Here is a 26179-nt window from a genome sequence, read left to right as displayed (position 1 = left end):
CGCATCACGCCATGCTCCTGACCCGTGCTGAGACGGCCGGTGCGAATACGACGGCGTCATCGATCGGGCCGCGACGTAGCAGTCGCACGTCCTTGACGTAGTTCTGGTGCAGTCGCCATGGCGCCCGATCGCCCTGCTTGGGAAGTTCGGCGAGGCTGCGCTTGACGTAGCCCGACGCCAGATCCAGGAAGGGGCCGGCGGCTGTGGTGCCCGCCGCGTCAGGTGTGACCGATGCGTAGCCTGCTGTGTCCATGTGCTTGAGCAGTCGGCACACATACTCGGCGACCAGATCGGCCTTCAGCGTCCACGATGCATTGGTGTAGCCGATTGTCCACGCGAAGTTCGGCACACCGGAGAGCATCATTCCCTTGTAGGACACCGTGTTTGACAAGTCGACGATGCGTCCGTCGACCTCCAGCTGCATCCCGCCGATGGCGAGCAGGTTCAATCCTGTTGCGCTGACCACGATGTCGGCCTCGAGCTCGGCGCCGGACTGTAACCGGATGCCGGTTTCGGTGAAGGTGTCTATCTGGTCGGTGACGACGGATGCGCGGCCCTCGCTGATGGCGGTGAACAAATCACCGTCGGGCACCAAACACATCCGCTGATCCCACGGGTTGTAGGTCGGGGCGAAATGCGTGTCGACGGCGTAGCCCTCGGGCAGTCGCCTGATCGCGTCCTTGCGCAGCATCGACTTCATCATCTCGGGCCGACGGCGGCTCAGGTTGAAGATCGCGATTGCCTGTAATGCGTTCTTCCACCGCACAATCGCGTAGGCAAGCTGCTGCGGCAGCCGTGCCCGCAGCCAGTCGGCGATCGGGTCGCTGGCGGGCCGCGATGCGACGTATGTCGGTGAACGCTGCAGCATCGTCACGTGCGCAGCCTCTTCGGCGAGCGAGGGCACCAGTGTCACCGCGGTCGCGCCGCTGCCGATCACCACGATGCGCTTGCCGCGGTAGTCGAGGTCTTCCGGCCAGTGCTGCGGATGGATCACCGGACCGCGAAAGCCTTGCACACCAGGGAAAGTCGGGCTGAACCCTTCGTCGTAGCGGTAGTAGCCGGTGCAGACGTACAGGAACGAGCAGCTGATCGTGCGCCGCTCGTCGGTGTCTGTGCGATGCACGTCGACGGTCCAGCGCGCGTCATCGCTGTCCCAACTGGCGTTGACCACACGGTGATTGGTTCGGATCAGCTTGTCGACGCCGTACCTCTGGGCGGTGTCATGGATGTAGCGCAGGATACTGGGCCCGTCGGCGATGGCTTTCGGATCGGTCCACGGTGAGAACCGGTAGCCGAGCGTGAACATATCGGAGTCCGACCGGATGCCGGGGTAGCGGAACAGGTCCCAGGTGCCGCCGATGGCGTCGCGGGCCTCCAGTACGACCACTGACTTGTCGGGGCACTCGCGGCGCAGCTGGCAGGCGGCGCCGACGCCCGACAACCCCGCTCCGACGATCAAGACGTCCACTGTTTCCACTGGTTGTGACATCGACGCTGCCTCTCGCCCGGGTTCCGGTACTACCCTGTACCAGCCTCGGTACCAGAAAGTACCACTATTAGACGCGTGTGGAAAGGGGGCTTGTGCGAATCGGTACCTAGGCGTACCGTGACCCGGTACCTGGGAGTACCGCCAACGGAGGTGAATGGATGGCTGTGGCGACCACAGACCCGGTGCGGCTGCCACCGGCGCCGCGGATACCGAAGCTTCTCCAAGGGGTCGGGTTCGTGGCCGCCCGCGAGAAGTCGGTGGCCGCGTTGGCCAGGCGGTACGGGTCGGCCTTCACACTGCGGCTACCGATCTTCGGTGAGACCGTAGTGGTCAGCGACCCGGCCTTGATCAAGGATCTCTTCACCACCAACACCGACCTCATCGCCCGGGCCGGGGTGCTCGGCGAAATGTTCGGTCCCGGCTCGACCTTCAGCCTCGACGGGGCCGAGCATCGCGAGCGCCGCAAGCTTCTGGTTCCGCCGTTCCACGGCAAGCGGATGGCCTCCTACGAAGGGATCATCGAGGAGGAGGTGCTCCGCGAGACCGCGTCGTGGCCCGAGGGCCGGGAATTCGAGACCATGCCGTCGATGATGCGCATCACGCTCAACGCGATCCTGCGGACCGTGTTCGGCGCCGAGGGCGCCGCGCTCGACGAACTGCGCGAGCTGCTGCCCGACATGGTGTTGCACGCTTCCCGGTTCGCCGTGATGCCGCCGGTCCTGCGGCGCAACTTCGGTCGGTTCAGCCCGGGCGGCAAGCTGATGGCGAATCGCGAGCGCTATGACGGGATCATCCGCCGACTGATCGCGGACATCCGCAACGATCCGAAGTTCGGCGAGCGCAACGACGTTCTGACGTTGATGCTGCAGGCGCGCTACGACGACGGCTCGCCGATCTCCGACGACCACATCGCCGACGAACTGCTGACCCTGCTCGCCGCCGGCCACGAGACCACGGCGACGACGCTGGCGTGGACGGTCGAGCGGCTGCGCCGCCACCCGCGGCTGCTCTCGCGTTTGACCGCCGAGGTCGACGCGCGGCAATCCGACCTGGTGCAGGCCACGATCTGGGAAGTGCAGCGCACCCGCCCGGTGATCAACGGCACCGCCAGAATGACGAAGACCCGAATCCGGTTGGGTGAGTGGGTCATTCCCGAGCGCCATGCGGTGCTCGCCGGCATCTCGCTTGCGCACGCCTCCGAGCGCAGCTTCCCCGACGCCAAGTCGTTCAATCCCGACCGATTCAAGGACAACCCGCCCGACAACTACGCATGGATTCCGTACGGCGGCGGAGTGCGCCGCTGCATCGGTGCGGCCTTCGCGAATATGGAGATGAATGTGACATTGCGGACACTGTTGCGAGAGTTCGAGTTCGGGACGACATACGCGCCCGCTGAGCGTCTGCACTCGCGCGGGGTCGCCACCGCACCCGCGCGCGGCGGCCGCGCCGTCGTGTATCGACGCGCCATCAAGTCGGCATCGCGGGCCGGCCAGACGCAGCGGGTCTCGGCATGACCGCCGGTGAGGAGGTGCTGGTCGACGTCGGCCGGGGCATCGAACTGTGTTACGACCAAACCGGCGACCCCGCTGACCCGCCGATCCTGTTGATCGCCGGCCTCGGTCAGCAATTGCACTCGTGGCCAAGTGATTTCGTCACCGCACTGGCCGGCCGCGGCTATCGGGTCACGCGCTTCGACAACCGCGACGCGGGCCGGTCCACCCACATGACGTATCGGCCGCCGAGTCCTTTGGCGACCCTGCGCGGCCGCAACGAGTACCACCTCGGCGACATGGCGCGCGACACCGTCGGCCTGCTCGACGCGCTCGGCTATTCAGACGCGAACCTGGTCGGCATTTCGATGGGCGGCATGATCGCCCAAACCGTCGCCGCACACCACCCGGGCCGGGTCCGCACGCTGACATCGATCATGTCGAACACCGGTGCGCGCCGCGTCGGCCGCCCGGCGCTCTCGACCTGGCGCCGGATGCTGACGTCGCGTCCTCCGCGCACCCGCGCCGAGGCGATGGACCGCGCCGCGATGATGTTCTCCCACATCGGTTCTCATGGCTTTCCGTTCGACGAGAATGCGGTTCGCGAGTATGCGGGCATCGCATACGACCGGGATCCGAGCCCCGCCGGTATCGCCCGCCAGCTCGCGGGCATCTTCGCCTCCGGCGACCGCACTGCCGAACTTCGCAACATCGACGTGCCCACCTTGGTCATCCACGGCGACCGCGATCGCATGGTGCATCCGACCGGTGGAGCGGCGACGGCGCGCGCGATCCGCGGTGCCCGCCTCGAGACCCTCGTCGGCCTCGGCCATGACCTGCCCATCGGGGCGTGGGGCCGAATCATCGACCTGATCACCGAACACGCCACTTCGGCAACCGTCACCCATTCCGAGGAGCACGCATGAGCACCAAACGGACCATCAGCGGCCGCACCGTCGTCATCACCGGTGCGGCATCCGGCATCGGTCGTGCTCTGGCGCAACGACTGTCGGCGCACAGCTGCCCGGTCGCGATCGCCGATATCGACGAGAAGGGGCTGAAGGAGACAGAAGCCTCGCTGAGCGGGCCCGCAATGCTGCGGGTGCTCGATGTGGCCGACGCCGAAGCGCAGCGCGCCTTCGCCGGCGAGGTGGCCTCGTGGGCGCCCAGGCCGATCGGTGCGGTGTTCAACAACGCGGGCGTCGCCACCGCCTCCAGCGTTCTCGATGCGGTGCCCGAGGACGACGACTGGCTGTGGAACATCAACTTCCACGGCGTGGTCAACGGCACGCGCGCGTTTCTGCCGATCCTGGTCGAGCAGAACGAAGGGGCGATCGTCAACACGTCGAGCGTTTTCGGCTTGGTGGGCATGCCCAACCAAAGCGCTTACTGCTCAGCCAAATTCGCGGTGCGCGGGTTCACCGATTCGCTGCGGCAGGAGTTGCGCGGCACCGGCGTGACCGCCATCAACGTCCATCCCGGCGGGATCAACACCAACATCGTGCGCAATGCCAGGTTTCGCAAGGATCCCGAGGGTCGCGGCCGTAGCCACGATCAGATGGTGCAGGAGTTCGCCGCGATCACACTGACCCAACCCGACAAGGCCGCCGAGATCATCCACCGCGGCGTGGAACAGGGCAAGGCGCGCATCCTGGTCGGGCCGGACGCGTACCTTTTCGATACGCTCGGTCGCCTTGCGCCGACGCGCTATTACGACATTCTCGGTCGGCTGGAGTCCGTCCTCAGGCGACGCAGTCAGACGAACGTCCCGTCCGAGGTGACCGTGTCGTGACGGTGGCGAACCTGCCTCCGGGGCCACGGTGGCCGGTGCCGATTCAGGGTCTGGCGTACATCGCCTCGCGAAGGCGGATGATGCAGGCCTTCCGCAAGCGTTACGGCACCGCGTTCACTGTCCGGCTGCCGTTCTTCGGACCAACGGTGATCATCAGCGATCCGGCGCAGGTGAAGCAGTTCTTCCAGACGAAAACCGACGTCGTCCGCAATGTGGAGCCCAATCTGGACCTGGTGCTCGGCCCGGGCTCGACCTTCGGCTTGCAGGACGATGCGCATCGCCGACGCCGCAAGCTGCTGGTGCCGCCGTTCCACGGCAAGCGGATGCGAGCCTATGAGGGTCTGGTCGAGGAGGAGACGCTCAAAGAGGTCGCCACCTGGCCCGAGGGCCAGGAGTTCGCGGTACTGCCGTCGACCAACCGCATCACGCTGAACGTGATCCTGCGGGCGGTGTTCGGCGCCGAGGGTGCCGAGTTCGACGCGTTGCGCACGGTGATGCCTCCGTTGGTGGAACTGGGGTCCCAGCTGGTGTTCCTGCCGTGGCTGCATCGCGACCTCGGTCCATGGAGCCCATGGGGGCGATTCCTCGGTCTGCGAAGGGAATTCGACAAGATCGTCGGGTCGCTGATCGATCGCGTCGTTGCCGACCCGAATCTCGAACAGCGTGACGACGTGCTGTCGCTGATGCTGCAGTCGCGATACGAAGACGGCACTGCTATGTCGCGCAGCGACCTCGCCGACGAGCTGTTCACGTTGCTTGCCGCCGGCCACGAAACCACGGCCACACAACTGGCGTGGGCAGTCGAGCGATTGCGTCGGCATCCGAATGTGTTGTCGCGGTTGGTCGATGAGGTCGACGCGGGCGGATCGGACCTGCTGCAGGCCACCATTCACGAAGTTCAGCGCAATCGGCCCGTGATCGACGGCGCGGCGCGACAAGTCATCGCGCCGACAATGCCGTTGGGGCCGTGGGTGATCCCGCACGGCTACACCGTGCAGGTCGACATTCCGCTGACACATCAGAACGCTTACCCAGACCCGGAGCGATTCGATCCGGATCGCTTTCTCGGAGTGAGCCCCGATTTGTATTCGTGGGTGCCGTTCGGCGGCGGGATGCGACGATGCCTTGGCGCCGCGTTCGCGAACATGGAGATGAACGTCGTATTGCGCATGCTGCTGCGCGAGTTTCGGTTCGTGCCGACGTCGGCGCGTCCCGAACGAATGCACAGTCGCGGTGTCGCGTTCGCGCCCAAAGACGGCGGGCGTGCCGTGGTCTACCGGCGGATTCACACTGCGGGATCCAACGATCTGCCGAAGAGCGCGCACGTTAGCGTCTGACCCATGCGCGCGGTCGTCATAACGAAGCACGGTGACCTGTCGGTCCTGCAGGTGCAGCAACGCCCCGACCCGCCGCCGCCCGGCCCCGGGCAGGTGCGCATCGCGGTCCGCGCGGCCGGCGTCAACTTCGCCGACCATCTCGCCCGCGTCGGACTGTATCCCGATGCGCCAAAACCGCCGATGGTGGTCGGCTACGAGGTGTCAGGAACCATCGAGGCCGTCGGCGACGACGTCGATCAGGCGCGGGTGGGGGAGCGGGTGTTCGCGGGCACCCGGTTCGGCGGCTACTCCGAGATCGTCAATGTGCAAGCGGCAGATGCGGTTGCGATACCCGACTCGATGAGCTTTGAGCAGGGCGCGGCGATTCCGGTCAACTACGCGACCGCGTGGGCGGCGTTGCACGGCTATGGCTCGTTGCAGGCCGGTGAGCGCGTGCTGATCCACGCTGCGGCAGGTGGCGTCGGGATCGCGGCCATCCAGTTGGCCAAGGCAGCCGGCGCCGAGGTGCACGGGACCGCGTCGCCAGGTAAGCACAAGCGGCTAGCGGAGCTGGGCGTCGACCGCGCCATCGACTATCGCCGCGACGGTTGGTGGAAAGGCTTGCCGCCCTATGACATTGTGCTGGACGCGATCGGCGGCAAGTCGCTGAAGCGGTCCTATGAGTTGTTGCGTCCCGGCGGTCGGCTGGTGGGCTATGGCGCATCGGCCATGCAGCAGGGGGAGAAGCGGTCTCTACGCACCGCGCTGCCGCAACTGCTGTCGATGCTGCGCGGTTTCAATCTCATCAAGCAGCTGTCGGAGTCCAAGACGTTGATCGGGCTGAACATGCTGGCGTTGTGGGACGACCGCGGCACGCTGGAGCCCTGGATTGCGCCGCTGTCAACCGCGCTGGCCGACGGCATCGTTGCGCCGGTCGTCCATGCCGCGGTCCCGTTTGCGAATGCTGGTGAGGCTCACCGCATTCTGGCGGCACGCGAGAACGTCGGCAAGGTGGTGCTCGTCCCGTAGGCGTTGACTTCTCAAGCTCGACGTTTGGCTAGGAGGGATTCGAGAACTCGCCCCAGCAGGATCATGAGGTCTTCCTGCTGTTGCGGTGTGAGTGCTGCGACGGTGTCCTCCTCGAGGGTGCGCCACGCGGCGTTCACCGGACCTTCCAACGCCCGACCGGCCTCGGTCAGGGACACGAGGACAGTTCGACGATCCGAGTCGGATCGCTCACGGGCGATCAAGCCGCCTCTTTCCAAGCGGGCGAGCATCTTGGACGTCGTCGGCGGCTCTATTGCGAGCTCACGAGTCAACTCGGCCTGCGAACGCGGCTCTTTGTCCCACAGGAGCATGAGCAACAGTTCCTGACCCGCCGATAGGCCGATTCCGTGTAGCAGCGCTCCGGCATGTTGCCGATGCACTCGCGACACCGCTGAGATCCGCAGGCTGACGGTCTTGTCTGCGCTCACAGCTTTCCTCCGGAATACATTTAGCCGGCTAATGGTTGCAGCCGACGATAGTTAGCCGGCTAAGGGCTAATCGTACACAGTGGAGGAGTTGACCATGACTACATCAACGACGAGGACCATTGCGGTCGCCGGGGCCACGGGCGCCCAGGGCGGAGCAGTTGTCGACGCGCTGCTCGAGCAAGGTGCGCGGGTGCGCGCGCTGGTCCGCAGCACTGGGTCCGAACGTGCCCGCAACCTGGCAAACCGCGGAGTGGAACTCGCACAAATCGATGCGAAAGACCCAGCGTCGCTGAAGAATTCGCTGCAGGGCGTCGACGCGTTCTTCTTCATGACGACGCCTTACGGTGACTCGCACGACACCGATATCGACGGCGAGATCCAGCAGGGTGTCGAGTTCGCCGACGCAGCGGTTGCCGCACAGGTCCCACATGTGGTGTTCAGTTCCGTCGGCGGCGCCGATCGCAACTCGGGTGTTCCGCACTTCGAGTCCAAGCGCCGCATCGAAGAGTACGTGCAGGCCCGTGGCCTTTCCGCCACGATCGTCCGTCCGGTGTTCTTCATGGACAACTTCGCATCGACGGCACCGACGGTCGAAGGCAACGAACTCGTGCTACGACTTCCTGTTCCGGACGGCATCAAGTTGCAGATGGTCGCGACCCGCGACATCGGTGTCGTTGCCGCTACGGCGCTGCTGGACCCTGCGGCGGTCCCCGCGGCGATAGAGATCGCCGGCGATGAGCTGACAGGCAGCGAGATCGCCGCGGCCTTCGGCGCGCACGCCGGCTTGCCCGCACGCTACGAGGCGTTGCCCGTCGAAGTCCTCGACGGTCAGGACGACCTTCAGAAGATGTTCCGTTGGTTCGCCGATACGCCCGCATACCAAGCCGACATCGCGGCCGTTCGCGGTATCGACCCGGATCTCTGGAACCTGCAAGCCTGGCTGCAAGCCACGAATTACAGCCTGGCCGTGGTTTAGCGATCGGGCGCATCTACCTGACGGGTCCGACATCTTTGGGCCCGGGGGTGTAATTATCCCCAGGTTCGAATTCATCCACAGGGTGGCGTCGAGAGTGCTTGTCGCCGACCCGAATTGACGACGAATTCGGAAGAATCGAAGTGTGTTCGAAGGATGTGGTGATGGCGAGTTGCTTGATCTGATGGGTGATGCCCAGCAGGTCGAGCGGGCCGCGTCGGCTCAGCGGTTGCTGGCCATCGGCCAGTACACCGTGCGCCGCATCGCCGAGCAGACCGATGAACACAACTTCTGGGCAGTCGATGGCTGGGAGCAGATCGCCGCGGAGATCAGCGCGCAATTGGGCATCAGCCGCAAACGCGCGTCGTCGCAGATGAGCGACGGGCAAAGCCTCATCGAACGCCTGCCCAAACTGGCCGCGGTGTTCGCCGCCGGGCAGGTGGATTTGCGGGTGATCGCGGCCGCCATTTACCGCACCGATTTGATCACCGACGAGGCCGCGTTGGCGAGCGTTGATGCGCAGTTGGCGGTCAAGGCGCCGGGCTGGAACAAGCTCTCGCGGGAGAGGGTCGCCGAGTTGGTCGACTGGATGGTCATCGCCGCCGACCCTGAGGCGGTGCGGGTCGCCAAACAGGCCCATGCTGATCGCCATATCGCGGTGCGCCCCGGCGCCAACGGGACCGCCGAAATCTATGGCCAGGTCCGCGGCCCGGATGCCGCGGTCTTCGACACCGCGTTAGACGAACTAGCGGCCACGGTGTGCCCCGATGATCCACGCACCACCGCTCAGCGTCGCACCGACGCACTGACACCGCTGGCCGCCCGCGCAATGAACATGGCGTGTCTGTGCGGTGCCCCGAACTGCCCCGCTGCCGGCGCCGAGGTGCCTTCCACGCCGGTGGTGATCAATGTGATCGCCGAGGCCGCCACTGTCGACGGCGCCAGTAGCAAGCCGGGGTATCTGCCCGGCTACGGCGCGGTGCCCGCGGCCACGGTCGCCGAGTTGGCCAACAGCGCCTCGGTGCGCCCGGTACCCACCCCGAAAGACCTGGCCGCTGAACCCCATTACCGCCCGTCGGCGGCACTGACGCGGTTCATTCAGTCCCGCGATCTGACGTGCACGTTCCCCGGGTGTGATCAGCAGGCGGTGGGTTGCGATATCGACCACAGCGTGCCCTACCCGCACGGCCCGACGCATCCCTCCAACACCGGCTTGAAGTGCCGCATCCATCACCTACTCAAAACGTTCTGCGGCTGGAGCGATCGCCAACTGCCCGACGGCACCATCGAGTGGACCTCACCGCGCGGGCGCACCTACACCACCGCACCGGCCGGGGCCCGGTTCTTCCCCCAACTCGCCACCCCCACCGGCGCATTGGAACTACCGAACAGTCCACCGCCCGACCCGAACCGCGACCTGGCGATGCCCCAACGCAAACGCACCCGAACCCAAGACCGCGCCTACCGCATCGACTACGAACGCGCCCAAAACCGCGCCCGCTACGCAGCCGACCCACCACCCTTCTAAGCGGTTGGCGCCGGTTTGTCGTCAGCCGTCGGTCGCCGCTTTGAGGTGCGCTGCCGAGGCCAACTTCAGGTGGACGAGGTCGGAGGCGACGGTTGCAAACGTGAACCCTTCGCGGAGGCGTCGAGCCGCCGTTACGCCGTCCGGTGTGTGGATTCCCGCCGCGACACCCGCATCCGCGGCCGCTTCGCGTACCCGCTTCAGCGCTGCTTCGAATTCGTCTTCGACAGCTGGGTCCTGCGAATGCGCGCCACCAAGTGCGAGTCGCAGATCCGATGGCCCGACGTATACCCCGTCGAGACCGGGTACCGCGCAGATGCTTTCGACGTTGGCCAAACCACCCGGTGTTTCGATCATGGCCAGCACAACCGTGTCTCTGTCAGCGTCCGCCGGGCGCGGGCCGATCCGCAACTGCGCGCGCATCGGACCGTACGACCGGATGCCCGTCGGTGGATAGGTGGCTGCTGCAACGGCTTTCGCTGCCTCGTCCGCATCGTTCACCATCGGCACGATCACGCCAACCGCGCCTGCGTCCAGTGCCCGCCCGATCGCCGTCGCATCGTTGGCCTCTACCCGCACCACCCCCGCCGGTGAACCGGCCGCGTCGATGGCGGTCAACCCCGCCACCATGCCCGAGTAGCCGATCAACCCGTGCTGTATGTCGAGCGCGATGTAGTCCCACCCGACGTGCGCCAACCACTCCGTCGACACCGGACAGTCCATCACGCTCCAATAGCCCAGCAGACGTTCCCGGTTCCGAAGCCGCGCCGCGAATTCGTGTGCGCTCATTGTCTTCCTAACGGTTGTAGCTGGGCATCGGGCCGCGCAACGCGGCCCCGACATCGTCGCAAGCCGCCACCACATCGACGTCCAGCGGCCCCTTCGCGACCGCCGCGATATTCGAATGCAGATGGTCCACTTTCGAGCCGCCGAGCAGGATCGGCCCCGCCGCAGGCCTGGCGACGAGCCAGCGCAACGCCAGCTCCGTCAGCGGCATACCCGCCTTTTCCGCAATCACCGTCAACTGCTGGATCGCATCGAAAATGGCGGCGTTCCAATATCTTTCCTTGTACATCGCGGCCAACCGCGAATCACCGAAACGTCCTTCGTCGGGATCGCTGTCGAAGGAGTGCCGTCCCGTCAGCAGGCCCCCGCCGAGCGGGTTGTACACCACTGTTGTCAGCCCGGTTACGGATGCGAACTCGGCGTATTCCTCTTCGATCCGCCGTGCCAGCAGGTTGTAGAGCTGCTGCGCGGCAACCGGCCGCGGTGCGCCGACGGCATCGGCGGTGTGATTGAGTTCGGCGATCTGCCACGCCGCGTAGTTCGAGACCCCGAGCCTTCCGATTTTGCCTTCGGCGACCAGCTCGGCGACGGTGCCCAGCGTCTCGCTCAGCGGAGCCGCACGGTCGGGCTGATGAAGGTAGAACAGGTCGATGCGGTCGGTGCCCAGCCGCGCCAGGCTGCCCTCGACGCTGGCCCGCAGCCCTGCAGCCGACAGTGGCGAATGATCGCCCGCGTCGGGATGCGGGATGCCCGCCTTGGTGGCCAACGTGACCTGGTCACGTCGGCCCTTCAACAACTGCGCGAGCATGCGTTCGGATTCGCCGCCCGCATACCCATTGGCTGTGTCGATGTGGGTGATCCCGGCCTCCAGCGCGGCGTCGATCATCGCTTCCGCGCCGTCGATGTCGACGGTGTCTCCGAACGTCATCGTGCCGAGAACCAGGGCACCGAACTCCATCAGGCAACTCCCTTCAGCACCTGCCGCGGTTTGACGCCGACCATCGTGGTCGGGTCCAGTGCGGCGGCCCGCAATTGCTTCGTATAAGCCTCGGTCGGCCGGGCGAGAACATCTTCGGTCGCGCCCTTTTCAACGACCGTGCCTGCCTTCATCACAATGATGGTGTCGCTGATCTCCCTGACTACGCCGAGGTTGTGCGAGATGAACAGATACGTCAACCCTGTGTCGCGCTTGATGTCTCGCAGCAGGTCGAGCACCTGCGCCTGCACCGAAACGTCCAGCGCGCTCGTCGCTTCGTCGCACACCAGCAGTTCCGGCCCGCTGGCCAGCGCGCGTGCGATGCCGATCCGCTGACGCTGTCCGCCGGAGAACTCGGCGGGTCGTCGCTTCAGCGCTGTGGACGGCAACCCCACCTGGTCGATCAACGCGGCCGCCTTCTTCGAGCGTTCGGCCTTGCTACGGATTCCCCGCAACTTCAACGGTTCGCCGACAATATCGACCGCCGTCAAGTGTGGATCCAACGAGCCATAGGGGTCCTGAAACACCATCTGGATCCGAGACCGATACGGCCGCATGGCTTTCTGCGACAACCGGGCGATGTCGACGCCGTCGACCTCGATTCGCCCCGACGTTGGCGTGAGCAGGCGCACGATCGCTTTGGCGATGGTCGACTTGCCGCAGCCGGATTCTCCGACGACGGCCAGCGTCGATCCCTTCGCCACCTCGAAGCTGACACCGTCCACGGCGCGAAAGGCGCCATATTCAACGACGAGGTCCTTCACCGACAACAGACTCATACATGAACTCCCAACGCGTGATCGGACAGCCGGGGCACGGCGTCCAAAAGCTTTTTGGTGTAGTCGGTCTGCGGTTTGCGCAGGAGGTCTTCGGCCTCGCCGCTTTCGACGAATCGGCCGTTCTTCATGACGAAGATCCGGTCCGACATCAGGCGCGCGACGCCGAGGTCGTGGGTGATGAGCAGCAGGCCCACTCCCGTGCGCTCCTGCAGTTCGAGCAGTAGGTCCAGGATGCTTGCCTGCACGGTGACGTCCAGCGCGCTCGTCGGCTCATCGGCGACGATCAGTTCCGGTCCGGCGGCCAGGGCGGCGGCAATGAGCACGCGCTGCAGCATGCCGCCAGACAGTTGGTGCGGGTACTTCGCCAGTTGCTGTTCCGGGCGAGGAATTTTCACCTGAGTGAGAAGCTCGACCGCCCGCGCCGTTTCGCGTGCCTTACCGGTGATGCCGCTATGCCGAATCGCATCGCGCAGCTGCGCGCCGACGGTGTGTACGGGGCTCAGCGCGGTCATCGGATCCTGGGGGATCAGCGCGATGTGCCGACCCCGGATCTTCTGTAACGCCTTGGGTTTTCCGAGGATGTCGGTGTCGCCGAAGCGGGCGGACCCGGACAGCACCGCCAGGTCGTCGGGCAGCAGGCCGAGGATGCCCATCGCGGTGGTCGACTTGCCGGATCCCGATTCGCCGATGATCGTGACGGTTTCGCCGGCGTCGATGCAGAAGGACACCCCGTCGACAGCACGAACCACACCTTCTGCGGTGATGAGTTCGATCTGTAGGTCGTCGACAAGCAGCAGGTTACCCATTTCAGCTAGCCTTCTTTCGCAGCACAAACCGTTGCAGCAGAACGAATTTGAAGCCGCCGCGGTGGTCGCGCAGACCGTCGCCGAGTAGGTTCACGCCCACGACTAGTAAAGCGATGACGAGACCGGGCAGCGTCACCAGCCACCACGACGTGGTGACGTAATCCTGTCCGTCGGAGATGATTCGACCCCAGGTGGCGAACGGCCGTTGCGGGCCGGCGCCCAAGTAGCTCAATGCGCTTTCCAGCAGGACAGCCTGGGCCAGCAGCAGCAACGCGACCAGCGATACCTGCTTGATGATGTTCGGCACGATGTGACGCAGCAGGATCGCCGTCGCGCCGAGCCCGAGCACATGTGCAGCTTCGACGTAGGGCTTCTCACGTTCGACAAGGCACAGTGACCGTGTGAGACGGGCGATCTCGGGCCACTGTGCGATCGCAATGACAAAGGTGATGACCGGAATCGACGGGCCGAACAACGCGACCACGAGTAGCAGCATCATCAGCAGCGGCAGCGACAGTTGCGCTTCCAACAGGCGGCTGACGATCGTGTCCACCCACCCGCCCCGGTAGCCGGCGACGGCGCCGAGAACCAAGCCGATCACCCCGGAGACCACCACGGCCAGGACGCCGATCGTCAGCGATACCTGTCCGCCGAAAAGCACCCGCGACAACAGGTCTCGGCCGAGCTGATCGGTGCCGAACAGGTGCCCGTCCGTCAGCGGCGGCAGCCGTCGCTTCGCGAGATCGGTGATGTCGGGCGACGGGAGGGGCAGCACACGTGCGAACGCCACCGGCAAGATGACGATCAACGCACAGACACTGCCAACCAGCATCTTCACCCGACTGTCGCGTGCCCGGCGGGTGGCGCCTGCGCGGGCGACGTCGCGCGGCGTGACCGCCGACGGGCGGGCGGCGGCCGGGGGTTCGATCACGGTGGTCATTTCGCGGTTCCCTTCCCAAGCCGCACCCGCGGGTCAAGGAGCGGATAACAAAGGTCGACAAGCAACTGCACCAGGATCGCGAGCACCGCCGTCACCAGCACGGTGGCCTGGATCAGCGGGTAGTCCCTGGTGTCAAGCGCGCGTACGACGAGTGAGCCGACGCCCGGCCAGGCGAACACCACCTCGACGAGGACGACGCCGTTGAGCATCAACGCGAATCGGGTGCCGAGCGCGGTGAAGACCGGGATGGCGGAGTTACGCATCGCGTAGCGCCAGATCAGCTGTCTTTCGGAGACGCCGCGGGACCGGGCCACAGTGACATACGGCGACGTGAAGGCGCCGGACATCTCACGGCGAACCAGTCGTGAGATCAGGGCGATCTGCAGGATCGCGATGGTGACGGTCGGCAACACCAGGCTGGACCAGGTGGTGAAGCCGGCGGTCGGGAAGATCGGGATGAGAACGGCGAACAGCGTGATGAGCATGAGGCCGGTCCAGAAGTCGGGCATCGACTGCCCTGCGATGGTGACCGCGTTGGCGGCGAGCTCCCGTCTCGTCTCGGCGTTGCGGGCCATCCAGACGCCGAGCGGGACGGCCACCACGGTGGTCAGCAGGATTGCCGCGATCGACAGCGTGATGGTGTACGGCAACCTGCCCATCACCACGTCGAATGCCGGCGCCTGGAACGAGTACGAGGTCCCCATGTCGAGATGCAGGACGCCCCACAGATAGCGCAGGTACTGCACGATCATCGACTGGTCCAGCCCCATGTTCGCCCGGATCCGGGCGAGGTCCTCACTGCTCGCGAGCGGGCCGGCCATCGCGTACGCCGGGTCGCCCGGCGCCAATCGAATCAGGACGAACACCGTGGTCAGGGTCAGGAAAACCGTCAGGACGCTTTGGCCGAGGCGTTTGGCGACGTAACGCGGCAGGGCCCCGGCTGCAAGGCGCGAGGCGGGGCGGGGAGCAGAAGACTCGGCGGGTGCCGGGGCGGCGAGCTGCTGGGTCATCGGTGACCTTTCTGTAACTCAGCTCACAATGACACTTCTGCGTGTTTTGCGCAAGAGTGGAATGAAATCTTGCGTGTTCTGAGCAAGTCGGCGTACAGTCCGATGTGTCCACGATCACAACGCCGGAGGTCGACGGTGACCAAACCGCTCTTTGAGCAGCAGTTCTCGCGCCGAACGATGCTGCGGTCCAGCCTGCTCCTCGGCGCCGGACTCGCTGTCGGCTCCGCAGCGGCCTGCGCGACGCCGACCGGCACCCCCGGACCGACCACGGTCAGCCTCGGCCTGAACCGATCGCTGGTCAGCCTTGACAACAAACTCAACCAGTTCGACGCCGCCGTGACCGTCCAGCGCGGCGTCCGCCAGGCGCTCACCGAGATCGACCAGAGCCTGCGGCCGCGACTGGTGCTGGCCGACCAGTTCAAGCTGGTGTCGCCCACGCAGTGGTACGTACACCTGCGACCCGGCGTGCGCTACTCGGACGGGTCACCCGTGCGCGTCGAGGACATCGCCACGGCGTTGAAGATGTACAGCGAGGTGGACGGGTCGTTCGTCGCCGCATTCTTCCCGGAGTTCCCCACTGTGGAGCGGATCGACGACACCAGCTTCACCCTGAACACCACGCACCCGGTACCGGTGCTCGATTACCTGATGTCGAACATCCTCATCACCCCCGCCGCGACGAACAAGCCCGAGGAACTGCAGTCCGGTGTCGGAACGGGTCCGTACGTGGTGACCGAGAGCAACCGCGGCGCGGGCACCTACACACTGAAGCGCAACGACAAGTACTGGGGCGCACCGGCACACGTCGAATCGGTCCGCGTGCAATTCATGCCCGACGAGACCAGTCGCGTGGTCGCGCTCCGCAGTGGTGCGATCGACGTCATCGACTCGATCACCCCTGACTCGGCCGACCAACTCGCCGGGCTCAGCGGAGTCTCCATCGACCGCGTCGACGGTGTGCGGCTCAACCAATTGTTCTTCAATTTCCGCAAACCACCGAACCATCCGCTCGCCAATCCGCGGGTGCGGCGGGCCCTGACATACGCGATCGACGGGCACTCGCTCATCGACCATGTGTTGCAGAATTCGGCCAGCACCCCACGCGGCGTCATCCCGCAGGGGCTTGACGGTGCCATCGAGACCGGCGAATACACCTACGACCCACAGCGCGCCCGGGCCGAACTCGACGCACTCGGCGTGCGGGACCTCAGTCTCAAGATCATCTGGGAGTCAGGCGAATTCGCCGCAGACACCGACATCATGGAATCTGTGGTCCAGATGCTCGGCGCAGTCGGTGTCCGGGCCCGGTTGCAGCAGTTCGAAGCGGGCGGGGACATTTCGCAGTGGCGGCAGGGCAAGGCGGGCGACTGGGATGTGCTCGGCAACGGGTATCCGAGCCCGACGGGACTGGCGCTGACCATCATGCAGGGCATGTACGCCGGTACCGCTGAAAAGGAAAAGACGCGAGACACCTACCACGGCTACATCTTTCCCGAGATCACGGCGATCATCACGCAGGCATCCGAGGAGCCCGACCCAACGCGGCGCAATGCGTTGCTTGCCGATGCGCAGCGACGGATCTGGGACACGTGCCCGATGATGTGGTCCTTCGTGCCGAAGGCGGTCCTGGCCCGGCGCAACCGCATCGATGGGATCTCGCTACGCCCGACGAACTCCTATGACCTCGCGGCGGTGTCGCTGCACACATGAGCACAGACATCCAAGCGACCGACGGTGTGCTGCGCGACACCGATGAACCCGGCAGGCGCGAAACCCTGCTCCCGGCGCCGCAGGTGCAGAACCACGCCGCGAATCTGGCTGTCCTGCCTGATGATTCGTTGGTGTGCGTATGGTTCGCTGGCACGCAAGAAGGCGTGCCCGACATCAGCGTCTGGTTTTCGCGGCTGGACAACGGCACCTGGTCGGCGCCGGTGCAGTTGTCGGACGATCCCACCCGGTCCGAACAGAACCCCGTGCTGCACGTCCTGAACGCCCATGAGGTGTGGCTGCTGTGGACGTCGCAGCACGCGGGAAATCAGGACACCGCACGGGTCATGCGGCGGATCTCCACCGACGCAGGCCGGACCTGGGGGCCGATCCACACGCTGCTGCCCGAAACCGAAGCGGGCGGTATCTTCGTCCGGCAGCCGATCGTCGCGTTGCCTTCTGGGCGGATGCTGCTCCCGATCTTCCACTGCGTTCGGGTGCCCGGCCAGAAATGGGTGGGCGACCGTGACTACAGCAGCGTGATGATCTCCGACGATTCGGGCGTCACCTGGCGCGAGGTCGTGGTTCCGGACAGCATCGGGTGCGTGCACATGAATATCGGTCGCCTGGGCGACGGCACGCTGGTCGCGCTGTTCCGCAGCCGCTGGGCCGATGCGATCTACCGCAGCACATCCGACGACGACGGCGAGTCGTGGAGCGCGCCGATGCCGACCGAGCTGCCGAACAACAACTCGTCGATCCAGTTCGTGGTGTTGCCCGACGACCGGCTTGCGTTGGTGTTCAACGAATCCAGCGCCGCCGACGCAACCGCGCGTCGCACGTCTCTGTATGACGAGATCGACGACGACGGGCTCGTGGAGGAGGCGCAGCCCGAGTCGACGCCTCTCGATGACCGCGGCCGTAGCGCATTCTGGGGTGCTCCACGCGCACCGATGACCCTGGCGCTCTCCGACGATGCTGGGCTTACCTGGCCGATTCGCCGCAACATCGAGGTCGGCGATGGGTATTGCCTTTCCAACAACTCTCGTGACGGTCTCAACCGCGAGTTTTCATATCCGACCATCACCGCGGCCGCCGGCCGGCTGCACATCGCATTCACCCGCTTTCGGCAGGCGATCGAGTACGTCGAGGTCGCCCCCGAGTGGATCGGCACGCCGTGACCGAGACGAAGACGGCAGTGGTCACCGGGGTAAGCTCCGGGATCGGCGCCGCGGTGGTTCACCGACTACTGTGCGACGACTGGCATGTGACCGGAATCAGCCGTCGCGAGCCGGAAATCCAGCATGACGAGTTCGATTGGACAGCAGCCGATCTGGCGGAACTCGAGGCTTTGGAGAGCCGCCTGTCTGGGCTCGATGTCGTGGATGCGATCGTGCACGCCGCGGGCTTTCAGCGTTCGGCACCCCTCGGCGCATTGAAGATCGAAGACGGCCTCGACATGTGGCGGGTGCACGTCGGCGCCGCCGAGGTCATCGTCAACACCTTGTCGGATCGAATTCGCGACGGCGGGCGCATCGTGCTCGTCGGCAGCAGAACGATGGCAGGAAATGCAGGAAAAAGCCAGTATGCCGCAACGAAATCGGCTCTCGTCGGGATGGCTCGGTCATGGGCGATGGAACTCGTCGGGCGCGGCATCACCGTCAACGTCGTCGCGCCCGGCCCAACCGACACCCCGATGCTGACCGACCGGGCGCGACAGCGCACTCCGCCAAAATCGCCACCGATGGGGCGATTCATCGACCCAGACGAGGTCGCCGGGCTGATTGCATTTCTTGTGAGCCCGTATGGACGCAGCATCACCGGCCAGACAATCGTGCAATGCGCGGGAGCATCACTATGACTGTGCGCATCGCCGTGCTCGCCGACGACTTGTCCGGCGCCGCGGAAGTCGCAGGCGTGTTCCTCGACCGAGGTGTGCCGGTGTCGCTGCAGCTCAATGAGTTTCAGCCATCCGCAGGTGTCACAGTGGTGGATCTGAACACCCGGGCGATGACGCCGCAGCAGGCAACGGACACGGTGCGGAAGGCGGTCGCCGACATCCCCGGCGACTTCCGGATAGTGAAGAAGATCGATTCATTGTTGCGCGGACACATCGGGCCCGAAGTCGCCGTCCTCGCCGATCGTGGTCCGGTCGTGTTAGCCGCGGCCCTGCCTGCGCTTTCGAGGAGTGTGCGCGGCGGCGTGCTGTATCTGGACGGGACACCGCTACACGAATCCGATGCCTGGGCTGCTGAGCGTGCGCAACCGCCGCGCCGAATCGCAGACCTCTTCGCCGCCATACCGGTCGATCTCGAGATCTGTGATGCCGCCACCGACGCCGACCTCGACGCGATTGTTGCCGCAGCACCCGGCGCGCAACTGGTCGGAACCTCTGCGGTGGCTGCGGCGGTCGCACGTACACTTCCCGCCGGGCGACGGGACAACGTCGGACGGCGGTCGTCGAAAACCGTTCTGACCGTCGTCGGCACCGCGGCACCGGTCGCCGCAAGCCAAGTCGAGGCGCTCGTCGCCGACGGTGCCCGCGTTGTCGTGGTCGACGCCCAATCGCTACTGCATGACAATGCGGATCCCGGTCCGGTGCAGGACGCACTCGGCAATGGTTCCGCGGTCCTCACCGTCGGCGGCGTGGTGGAACCCGATGAAGCACAGGCGGTTGCGGCCGCCCTGGGCCAGTTCATCGCCGCTGCCCAGGCTGAGTATCGACCGGACCTGGTGTTGACCGGCGGCGAGACGGCCCGCGCAGTCGTGGACGCTGTCGGTATCACGGCACTGCGCCCCGTCCGCGAAATCCACCATGGCGCGGTCGAATCGGTGACCTCCGACGGCCGGCGCATCGTCACCAGGCCCGGAAGTTTCGGGACCGCCGGCAGTCTGGTGGCCATCGTTCGATACCTGACCCAGCGAAGCGAGGACTACACATGACAAACCCATCCCTGCCGATCGTCGCCGTCACCATGGGCGATGGCGCGGGCGTCGGCCCGGAGGTGGTGGTGCCCGCACTGCTCGACGCCGAAGTCCTCGCCATCTGCAATCCGGTTGTCATCGGTGATGTCAAGCGGCTGCGCAAGGCCGCCGAAATCGTCGGTGTCACAGCCGACATCGTCGCGGTCGATTCGATCGCCGATGCCAAGCAGACACCGGGGCGGATCAACGTCATCGACCTCGACCTGCTGCCCGACGACCTCGCCTGGGGTGAGTTGTCAGCTGTCGCGGGCAATGCCGCCTACGAATACATCCGCGTGGCAGCAGAACTCGCAGTTCGGGGCGATGTGCAAGCGATCTGCACGGCACCGCTGAACAAGGAGGCGCTGCACGCCGCCGGTCACATCTACCCGGGACACACCGAACTGCTGGCCCACCTGACAGGCACCGAAGAAGTGTCGATGATGCTGTCGACACCGAAACTGAAGGTCATTCACGTCACCACCCACATCGGGCTGCTTGACGCGGTGGCCAAGATCGAACCAGGGCTCGTCGAGCGCACGGTCCGCCGAGGGCATGACGCGTTGGTGCGGGCGGGCAACGCCAATCCGAAGATCGGCGTCTGCGGCATCAATCCCCATGCGGGGGAGGGCGGCTTGTTCGGGTACGGCGAGGAGGAGCAGAAGATCATTCCCGCCATCGAGGTGTTGAAGGCCGACGGTATCGACGTGCACGGCCCGCTGCCCGCGGACACCGCGTTCTTCCTGGCGGGGCGCGGCGACTACGACCTGATCGTCGCGATGTACCACGATCAGGGGCACGGTCCGGTCAAGGTGCTGGGCATCGAGGCCGGCGTCAACATCACCGTCGGGCTGCCCGTCATCCGCACTTCCGTGGATCACGGCACCGCTTTCGACATCGCGGGCAAGGGAATCGCCGAGCACGGCAGCATGATCGAGGCGCTTCGACAGGCGGCCGATTTGGCAAGCAGCACAGCCGTCGTCAGGTAGGAAGGCAATATGGCTGGTCGCGAGTCGGATGTCCGGCGGTCGGAGATCGTGCGCCTGGCGAGGTCCAGCGGGCTGGCCAGCGTCGAGGAGTTGTCCGCCCAATTCGGCGTGACCCCATCCACGATTCGCCGCGACTTGAGCCAACTGACCTCGCAGGGACTGATCGCGCGGACGTATGGCGGGGCAATTGCGCTGGCGCGCCAGCAGGAACCGTCGCTGCGCCAACGGGCGATGGAGGGCTTCGAAGCCAAGCGGGCGATCGCCAGGTGGGCCGCCGGACAGGTGGTGCCTGGCGAAACCATCCTGCTCGACGCGGGCACGACCGTCGGCGCGATGGGGGAGTTTCTGCGCGATGTCGACGACCTCGTCGTGGTCACCGCCGGACTGACCGCGCTGGAGGCGCTCGCCGACGCCGATGACGTCCGCGTGGAGTGCATCGGCGGCACACTGCGCCACCTCAGCCAGGGATTCGTCGGTCCGCTGGCCGAGGCGACGCTGCAACGACTGACCTTCGACCGGGCGTTCCTAGGTGCGGATGCCGTCAACGCCGATCTGGGAATCTGCGAGGCCGAGCTGGAACAGACGCGGTTGAAGGAGATCATGATCGAGCGCGCAGGTGAGATTTACGTGCTTGCGCACGCAGACAAGTTGGGGCGCAGACCCTTTCACGCGTGGGCGCCGATTCCGAAGGGCGCGACACTGGTCACCGACAAGGACGCCTCAGAGGCGCAGACGCGGCCGTTCGAGGAGGCGGGACTGCGCGTGGTGCGCGCAGGATCCGACGACGCTTGACCAATGCCGTTACGGATCTAAGCGGTGGCTTGTGCCTTCTCCAGCAGCGTCGCGTCATGCGCGCAGACGATCAACAGGTCCGGCTCCTGCCGCTGATACAGCTCGGCAAGCCGTGAATGATTGTCCATCACAGCTTTTCGATCGAATGCGAACATCGACTCCATCGCGGTCAGGCCGCGCGGCACGGGTGTCCCGTCCAGCGTGCCGAAGTGATAAAACGCGTCGCCGGCGTGCAGCACCCACCGGTGTCCGGCATCGACGGCCACACAGGCGTGGCCGCGGGTATGCCCGGGCAGAGCCACGAGTGCGATGCCCGGCGAGATCTCGGTGAGTTCCTTGGCGGCGGCGAACCCGCGCCACTTCTCGCCGCGCGGATCGTGTTCGACGATGATCGGGCTGTGCGCCCACTGCGCCGAACGATAGCGGATCTTCTCGCGCCTCGACGGAGCCCGTATCGCGCCGAGCGCCTCCGCGGCGGTGAGATGAACCCGCGCGGCGGGGAAGTCCGACAATCCACCGGCATGGTCGATGTCCATGTGCGTGATGATGATGTGCCGCACGTCATCTCGGGTAAAACCGAGTCGGTCGAGCTGATGCACGACGGTTTCGGCGCGGCTCAGGATCGGTCGAACCATGCGGCGTGACGGCCCGACCCGTCGCGGATCGTCGCAGTCATGCGTGCCATAGCCGCTGTCGACCAGAACCAGCCCGTCGTCGGTTTCGATGAGCAGCACGTGGCACACCATCGGGCTCGGACTCTTCATCGTTCCGCAGTTGAGGTGGTGCACCTTCACGGCGCACCCCCGAACCGCGACTCCAGCAGCTGCTCCACCTCGCGGCGCGCTGCGGCGAGGTCGACCTGATCGTCGAGCACGCGTTGCAGCGCCACCCCGCGCAGCATCGCGACGATCACCGTCGCCAGACCAATGGGATCGACCGACGCGTTGACCTCGCCTGCGCTGACCGCCAACTGGATTCGCTTCTCGATCTCCTCGCGGAACTCACGGTCGGCCGAGATCATCTGCGGCCGGACATCCTCGGACGGGCCGGCGACCGCATCGGCCCACAACACCAGCCGCGCCCGGTTCACCGGCTGAAGATCAGAGACCACGGAGAAGTAGAAGTCGATCAGCCGCCACAGCTGATCGACCGGCGAATCCGATTGGCTCTCTTGGACTATCGCGTCGCGAAACTGACTGGTGACCGTCTCGACGAGTCGCTGCATCAACGCACCTTTGGAACCGAAGTGGTGCGTCGCCAACCCGCGGCTGTACCCCGCGCGCTCACCGACATTGGCGAGGGTGACCCGGGTCGGCCCGATCTCCCCGACGAGCTCGGCCGCCGCACGCACCAGTCGCCGTTCGGCCGCTAGCCGGCGCTGCTCCTGTGTGCGGGGCAGGGCAGACTCAGTCACCGAGCGTCCCGGCCAGCGCGAGCAACTCGCCGCGCCCGATCTGAGTCACCAGGCTGGCGGTGTCGAAGTAGATGCGTTCGTTGACGATCCGCTCGTCTTCGAAGAAGAACACCGCGATCAGCGGTACCCGGAACGACTTGCCGGTCGGCGGCATTCCGTAGAACTCACCGAGATTGGTTCCCAGCAAATCGAATTCGACGATCACCGCGTCGTCGGAAACGTGAAAGCGGGCGTTCTCGTGGCGTTGGTCGGGGAACGCGGTGCGGGTCGACAGGTAGTAGCCCATCACCTCTTCGTCGCCGTCGTAGACCTGACCGGTGGCCATGATCTCGTAGCGGGGGTGGCCCTCCCCGTTGGTCTTGAAGGTGGCCAGGGTCGCGTCGAATTCCTTGGTCACCTCGGTGTCCATGTGCTCGCGGATGAGCGCCAGGCGCCGCTGCCGTAGATCGTCAGTGATCACGAGTCCTCCTAAAGCTTGCTTGTTGACGAACAAGTTACGGTACTCGACGGTACCGCGTCAATGGGCGCCCTTAGTTTTGCTTGGTGGCCGCTCGCGCGAGCATGCGCATCAGCACCTGGCACAGAGCCGTCAACGGCGCCTTGACCAGGGGAAAGCTGGCCGAAGTGGCGAGCGTGTAGGAGATGCGGGTGCCCGCCCCGGCCTCACTCAGTCGTACTTCACCGCGATATCCGGGAAACGGCACGCCCGACAGCGCCTTGTACCCCAGCACGTGAGGCGGTTCGGACGTGACGACCTCCTCGACGATGTCGGGTCCGGGGCCCTTTGCCGCGATACGACGAACGGCCCCAACGCCGTTGGGGTCGGTGGAGCCGACCTTGTCCATCGTCACCGTCAGTCCCGGCGCCCACCGGCCGATTCCGACGTGGTCGCTCAGCGCGTCCCATACGGTTTCGATCGGTGCGGCGACAGTGGTTTGCGATGTGACTTGCATTGCGGCCCTCCCTAAGCGGTGGCTTTGGCGTGCTCGAAGTTCGTCCGGTCGTGCGCGCAGATCATCGTCATGTCGGGTTCATGACGCTCGAACAGCTCGACGAGTCGAGCGTGATTCTGCCGCATCATCTTCCGGTCGAATGCGGTCGCCCATTCGAATGCCGCGAGCGCACGCGGCATCACCGCGGTTCCGTCGAGCGTGCCGTGATGAAAGAAGCTGTCCCCACAATGCAGCAGCCAGCGGTGTCCTGCGTCGACCGCGATGCAGGCGTGGCCCCGGGTATGGCCGGGCAGCGACACGAGCACGATGCCGGGCGCCACCTCATCGAGTTCCTTCGCCGCGGCGAAGCCTCGCCACGCTTCACCGTCCGGGGTGTGCTCGACGATCTTCGGTCCGTGCGCCCACTGGATCGCGCGGAACCGGACCTTCTCCCCGCGGGTCGGGGCTCGCAGTGCGCCGAAGGCTTCGGCAGCGGTGACGTGTATCTGCGCCTGGGGGAAGTCGGAGATGCCGCCGATGTGGTCGCCGTCGAAATGCGTGACGACGATGTGCTGTACATCGTCGGTCCGAAACCCAAGGCGCTCAACCTGATTGACGGCGGTCTCCGCGGGGTTGAGCACTGGCCGGATGAACCGTCGCGACGCACCGACGCGACGGGCGGGATCGGCGCAGTCCCGTGTCCCGAACCCGGAGTCGATCAACACCAGGCCGTTGGAGGTCTCGACCGCCAGCACATGGCACACCATCTGTCCGCATCCGAGGGGATACATGGTGCCGCAGTTGAGGTGGTGAACCTTCACATGGCAGTTCTACACGCGAGAGTCGACGGCTACCGCTGCTTCTTGATGCCGGCGTTGCCGTTCGACGGTCGCGAGATAAAACGCCCAGGCGAACGAGAAGCTGGTGAACAGGCTCGACACGAAAAACAGCCACGGGTGCCGGATTCCGCGACGGCGGCCATCGATGATGGTGAACAGCGGAAGCAGTATGACGTTTCCGATGGTGTAGTCCGCGCTCGCCGAACTGGCGGCCGGGTTGTCGTATCCCAGCGCGATGAACTCGGCCCAGCTACCGGGGCCCCACAGCACATTGTGCGAACCGGCGACCGCATATTCCTGTACGTAGCGGAAATTGAAGTACCAACACAGCGGGATCGAAGCGGCGCCGACGACGTAGTACAGCATTTCCAGTGTTGCCGGCCGGGAGTCGGCGGTGACGCGCGCGAAGATCGCCGGATTCAATCGAACGACCAAAGCAATGACCACGACCGCGAGCACGGCGTGCACGACAAGGGCAACCATGATCGGAGTCTCGCGACCGATTCGAGTTTTGTCAATATTGACATAACCGGCTTGCGGTACCTTACGGACATGGTCCGGGCTGCTCAAACGGCGCGCAGCGAGCGCACGCGCGAGGCGTTGCGGCGTGCTGCGGTGGTGCGGTTCACCGCCCAAGGCATCGAGGACACGTCGGCTGAACAAATCGCGGCCGATGCGGGGGTGTCGCTGCGGACCTTCTATCGCCACTTCGCGTCGAAGCACGACCTGCTGTTCGCCGACTACGACGCCGGCGTGCACTGGTTCCGCAAGGCGCTGGCCGAGCGGTCGACCGACGAATCGATCATCGAGTCGGTACAGGCCGCGATCATGGCCCGGCCCTATGACGACTGGGCCGTCACCGAGATCGCCGCCCTACGCGCCCAAGAGCTCGAACCCGGCCGCATCGTGCGCCACATCCGGCAGTTGGAGGTCGACTTCGCCGAAGCGATCGAGGACCGCCTTGCCGGCGACGATCCGCCGAAGGCCGGCACCGACGAACGCATGCACATCACCGTCACCGCCCGCTGCATCGCCGCAGCAGTGTTCGGGGCGATGGAGGTCTGGATGCTCGGCGACGACCGGTCGCTGCCCGAACTGGACCGGCTGTGCCGTGCGGCGCTGAAATCGCTCAGGACGGGTCTCGTCGACCAGGGCTGATTCCAAGTTTTGTCATTATTGACAAAA

The 26179-nt window shown here is 65.6% G+C and carries 26 protein-coding genes and 1 pseudogene; 13 read left to right on the top strand and 14 right to left on the bottom strand.

The features are described from left to right. Window positions 1–4: 4 nt before the first annotated feature. A complete protein-coding gene (locus tag J3E61_RS04800; protein WP_210082800.1) occupies window positions 5–1489 on the bottom strand; it encodes an NAD(P)/FAD-dependent oxidoreductase in 1485 nt (494 codons plus the stop codon). A 158-nt stretch (window positions 1490–1647) separates the two neighbouring features. Here J3E61_RS04800 and J3E61_RS04795 point away from each other — a divergent pair, with 158 nt between their 5' ends. The 5 genes from J3E61_RS04795 to J3E61_RS04775 are packed head-to-tail and all read left to right on the top strand — an operon-like array spanning window position 1648 to window position 7116. Continuing rightward, window positions 1648–3003, top strand: coding sequence for a cytochrome P450 (locus tag J3E61_RS04795; protein WP_210082799.1), 1356 nt, complete (start codon window positions 1648–1650; stop codon window positions 3001–3003). Then, the gene (locus J3E61_RS04790) at window positions 3000–3905 is read left to right on the top strand and encodes an alpha/beta hydrolase (protein ID WP_210082798.1); all 906 of its coding nucleotides are present in this window, start codon (window positions 3000–3002) and stop codon (window positions 3903–3905) included. Before J3E61_RS04795 ends, J3E61_RS04790 begins: the two co-directional genes overlap by 4 nt. After that, window positions 3902–4771 carry an SDR family oxidoreductase gene (locus tag J3E61_RS04785; protein WP_210082797.1) on the top strand — a complete coding sequence of 290 codons (870 nt, stop codon included), beginning with the start codon at window positions 3902–3904 and terminating at the stop codon, window positions 4769–4771. The genes J3E61_RS04790 and J3E61_RS04785 overlap by 4 nt, the downstream gene beginning before the upstream one ends. Beyond that, on the top strand, window positions 4768–6108 hold the full coding sequence (locus J3E61_RS04780; RefSeq protein ID WP_210082796.1) for a cytochrome P450: 1341 nt from the start codon (window positions 4768–4770) through the stop codon (window positions 6106–6108). Before J3E61_RS04785 ends, J3E61_RS04780 begins: the two co-directional genes overlap by 4 nt. Window positions 6109–6111: 3 nt before the next feature. Further along, the gene (locus J3E61_RS04775; protein WP_210082795.1) at window positions 6112–7116 is read left to right on the top strand and encodes a zinc-binding dehydrogenase; all 1005 of its coding nucleotides are present in this window, start codon (window positions 6112–6114) and stop codon (window positions 7114–7116) included. Window positions 7117–7127: 11 nt separating this feature from the next. Here the strand turns inward: J3E61_RS04775 and J3E61_RS04770 are convergent, their stop codons facing one another. Beyond that, on the bottom strand, window positions 7128–7562 hold the full coding sequence (locus J3E61_RS04770; protein WP_192724140.1) for a MarR family transcriptional regulator: 435 nt from the start codon (window positions 7560–7562) through the stop codon (window positions 7128–7130). Between the two features lie 94 nt (window positions 7563–7656). On the opposite strand from J3E61_RS04770, the gene J3E61_RS04765 reads away from it, so the two are divergent. Both J3E61_RS04765 and J3E61_RS04760 read left to right on the top strand, forming a co-directional pair. After that, on the top strand, window positions 7657–8538 hold the full coding sequence (locus J3E61_RS04765; protein WP_210082794.1) for an NmrA/HSCARG family protein: 882 nt from the start codon (window positions 7657–7659) through the stop codon (window positions 8536–8538). Between the two features lie 142 nt (window positions 8539–8680). Continuing rightward, window positions 8681–10063 carry an HNH endonuclease gene (locus J3E61_RS04760; RefSeq protein ID WP_210082793.1) on the top strand — a complete coding sequence of 461 codons (1383 nt, stop codon included), beginning with the start codon at window positions 8681–8683 and terminating at the stop codon, window positions 10061–10063. A 21-nt stretch (window positions 10064–10084) separates the two neighbouring features. Here the strand turns inward: J3E61_RS04760 and J3E61_RS04755 are convergent, their stop codons facing one another. From J3E61_RS04755 to J3E61_RS04730, 6 genes are read right to left on the bottom strand one after another with little or no spacing between them, the layout of a single operon-like run. Continuing rightward, window positions 10085–10849, bottom strand: coding sequence for an aldolase (locus tag J3E61_RS04755; protein WP_210082792.1), 765 nt, complete (start codon window positions 10847–10849; stop codon window positions 10085–10087). Between the two features lie 7 nt (window positions 10850–10856). Further along, window positions 10857–11804 carry an aldo/keto reductase gene (locus J3E61_RS04750; RefSeq protein WP_210082791.1) on the bottom strand — a complete coding sequence of 316 codons (948 nt, stop codon included), beginning with the start codon at window positions 11802–11804 and terminating at the stop codon, window positions 10857–10859. Further along, entirely contained in the window at window positions 11804–12601 is a 798-nt protein-coding gene (locus J3E61_RS04745) for an ABC transporter ATP-binding protein (RefSeq protein WP_210082790.1), read from the bottom strand. The genes J3E61_RS04750 and J3E61_RS04745 overlap by 1 nt, the downstream gene beginning before the upstream one ends. Then, complete coding sequence (locus J3E61_RS04740; protein WP_210082789.1) at window positions 12598–13407, bottom strand: ABC transporter ATP-binding protein; 810 nt, start codon at window positions 13405–13407, stop codon at window positions 12598–12600. Before J3E61_RS04740 ends, J3E61_RS04745 begins: the two co-directional genes overlap by 4 nt. Before the next feature lies 1 nt (window position 13408). Beyond that, on the bottom strand, window positions 13409–14347 hold the full coding sequence (locus J3E61_RS04735) for an ABC transporter permease (protein ID WP_210082788.1): 939 nt from the start codon (window positions 14345–14347) through the stop codon (window positions 13409–13411). After that, window positions 14344–15357 (bottom strand): ABC transporter permease, encoded by a 1014-nt coding sequence (locus J3E61_RS04730; RefSeq protein WP_210082787.1) that lies wholly within the window; start codon window positions 15355–15357, stop codon window positions 14344–14346. Before J3E61_RS04730 ends, J3E61_RS04735 begins: the two co-directional genes overlap by 4 nt. Window positions 15358–15459: 102 nt before the next feature. On the opposite strand from J3E61_RS04730, the gene J3E61_RS04725 reads away from it, so the two are divergent. From J3E61_RS04725 to J3E61_RS04705, 5 genes and pseudogenes are all read left to right on the top strand, one after another. Continuing rightward, on the top strand, window positions 15460–17067 hold the full coding sequence (locus J3E61_RS04725; RefSeq protein WP_210085432.1) for an ABC transporter substrate-binding protein: 1608 nt from the start codon (window positions 15460–15462) through the stop codon (window positions 17065–17067). Then, the gene (locus J3E61_RS04720) at window positions 17064–18245 is read left to right on the top strand and encodes an exo-alpha-sialidase (protein WP_210082786.1); all 1182 of its coding nucleotides are present in this window, start codon (window positions 17064–17066) and stop codon (window positions 18243–18245) included. The genes J3E61_RS04725 and J3E61_RS04720 overlap by 4 nt, the downstream gene beginning before the upstream one ends. Continuing rightward, window positions 18242–18925 (top strand): SDR family oxidoreductase, encoded by a 684-nt coding sequence (locus tag J3E61_RS04715; protein ID WP_210082785.1) that lies wholly within the window; start codon window positions 18242–18244, stop codon window positions 18923–18925. Before J3E61_RS04720 ends, J3E61_RS04715 begins: the two co-directional genes overlap by 4 nt. Further along, window positions 18904–21017: pseudogene (gene pdxA, locus J3E61_RS04710) on the top strand (4-hydroxythreonine-4-phosphate dehydrogenase PdxA). The gene J3E61_RS04715 and the pseudogene pdxA overlap by 22 nt, the downstream one beginning before the upstream one ends. Window positions 21018–21026: 9 nt before the next feature. After that, a complete protein-coding gene (locus tag J3E61_RS04705; RefSeq protein WP_210082784.1) occupies window positions 21027–21809 on the top strand; it encodes a DeoR/GlpR transcriptional regulator in 783 nt (260 codons plus the stop codon). A gap of 17 nt (window positions 21810–21826) precedes the next feature. On the opposite strand, the gene J3E61_RS04700 is transcribed toward J3E61_RS04705, so the two are convergent. The 6 genes from J3E61_RS04700 to J3E61_RS04675 all read right to left on the bottom strand — a co-directional run bounded on the left by J3E61_RS04700 (window position 21827) and on the right by J3E61_RS04675 (window position 25477). After that, window positions 21827–22603, bottom strand: coding sequence for an MBL fold metallo-hydrolase (locus J3E61_RS04700; protein WP_210082783.1), 777 nt, complete (start codon window positions 22601–22603; stop codon window positions 21827–21829). Next, a complete protein-coding gene (locus J3E61_RS04695; protein ID WP_210082782.1) occupies window positions 22600–23223 on the bottom strand; it encodes a TetR family transcriptional regulator in 624 nt (207 codons plus the stop codon). The genes J3E61_RS04700 and J3E61_RS04695 overlap by 4 nt, the downstream gene beginning before the upstream one ends. Next, on the bottom strand, window positions 23216–23683 hold the full coding sequence (locus J3E61_RS04690) for an ester cyclase (protein ID WP_192724135.1): 468 nt from the start codon (window positions 23681–23683) through the stop codon (window positions 23216–23218). Before J3E61_RS04690 ends, J3E61_RS04695 begins: the two co-directional genes overlap by 8 nt. Before the next feature lie 70 nt (window positions 23684–23753). Next, window positions 23754–24176, bottom strand: a complete 423-nt coding sequence (locus J3E61_RS04685) for an SRPBCC family protein (protein WP_210082781.1) — start codon at window positions 24174–24176, stop codon at window positions 23754–23756. An 11-nt stretch (window positions 24177–24187) separates the two neighbouring features. Then, window positions 24188–24976 carry an MBL fold metallo-hydrolase gene (locus J3E61_RS04680; RefSeq protein WP_210082780.1) on the bottom strand — a complete coding sequence of 263 codons (789 nt, stop codon included), beginning with the start codon at window positions 24974–24976 and terminating at the stop codon, window positions 24188–24190. 9 nt (window positions 24977–24985) lie between these two features. Beyond that, window positions 24986–25477 (bottom strand): DUF2834 domain-containing protein, encoded by a 492-nt coding sequence (locus J3E61_RS04675; protein WP_192724132.1) that lies wholly within the window; start codon window positions 25475–25477, stop codon window positions 24986–24988. A gap of 69 nt (window positions 25478–25546) precedes the next feature. On the opposite strand from J3E61_RS04675, the gene J3E61_RS04670 reads away from it, so the two are divergent. Then, window positions 25547–26152, top strand: coding sequence for a TetR family transcriptional regulator (locus J3E61_RS04670; RefSeq protein WP_192724131.1), 606 nt, complete (start codon window positions 25547–25549; stop codon window positions 26150–26152). Window positions 26153–26179 lie beyond the last annotated feature (27 nt).

Origin of the sequence: Mycobacterium sp. OAE908 (genome assembly GCF_017872775.1) — a bacterium.
GTDB lineage: Bacteria > Actinomycetota > Actinomycetes > Mycobacteriales > Mycobacteriaceae > Mycobacterium.
Note: the sequence above shows the minus strand (reverse complement) of the source record. Positions and strands in the feature narration are given on the sequence as shown.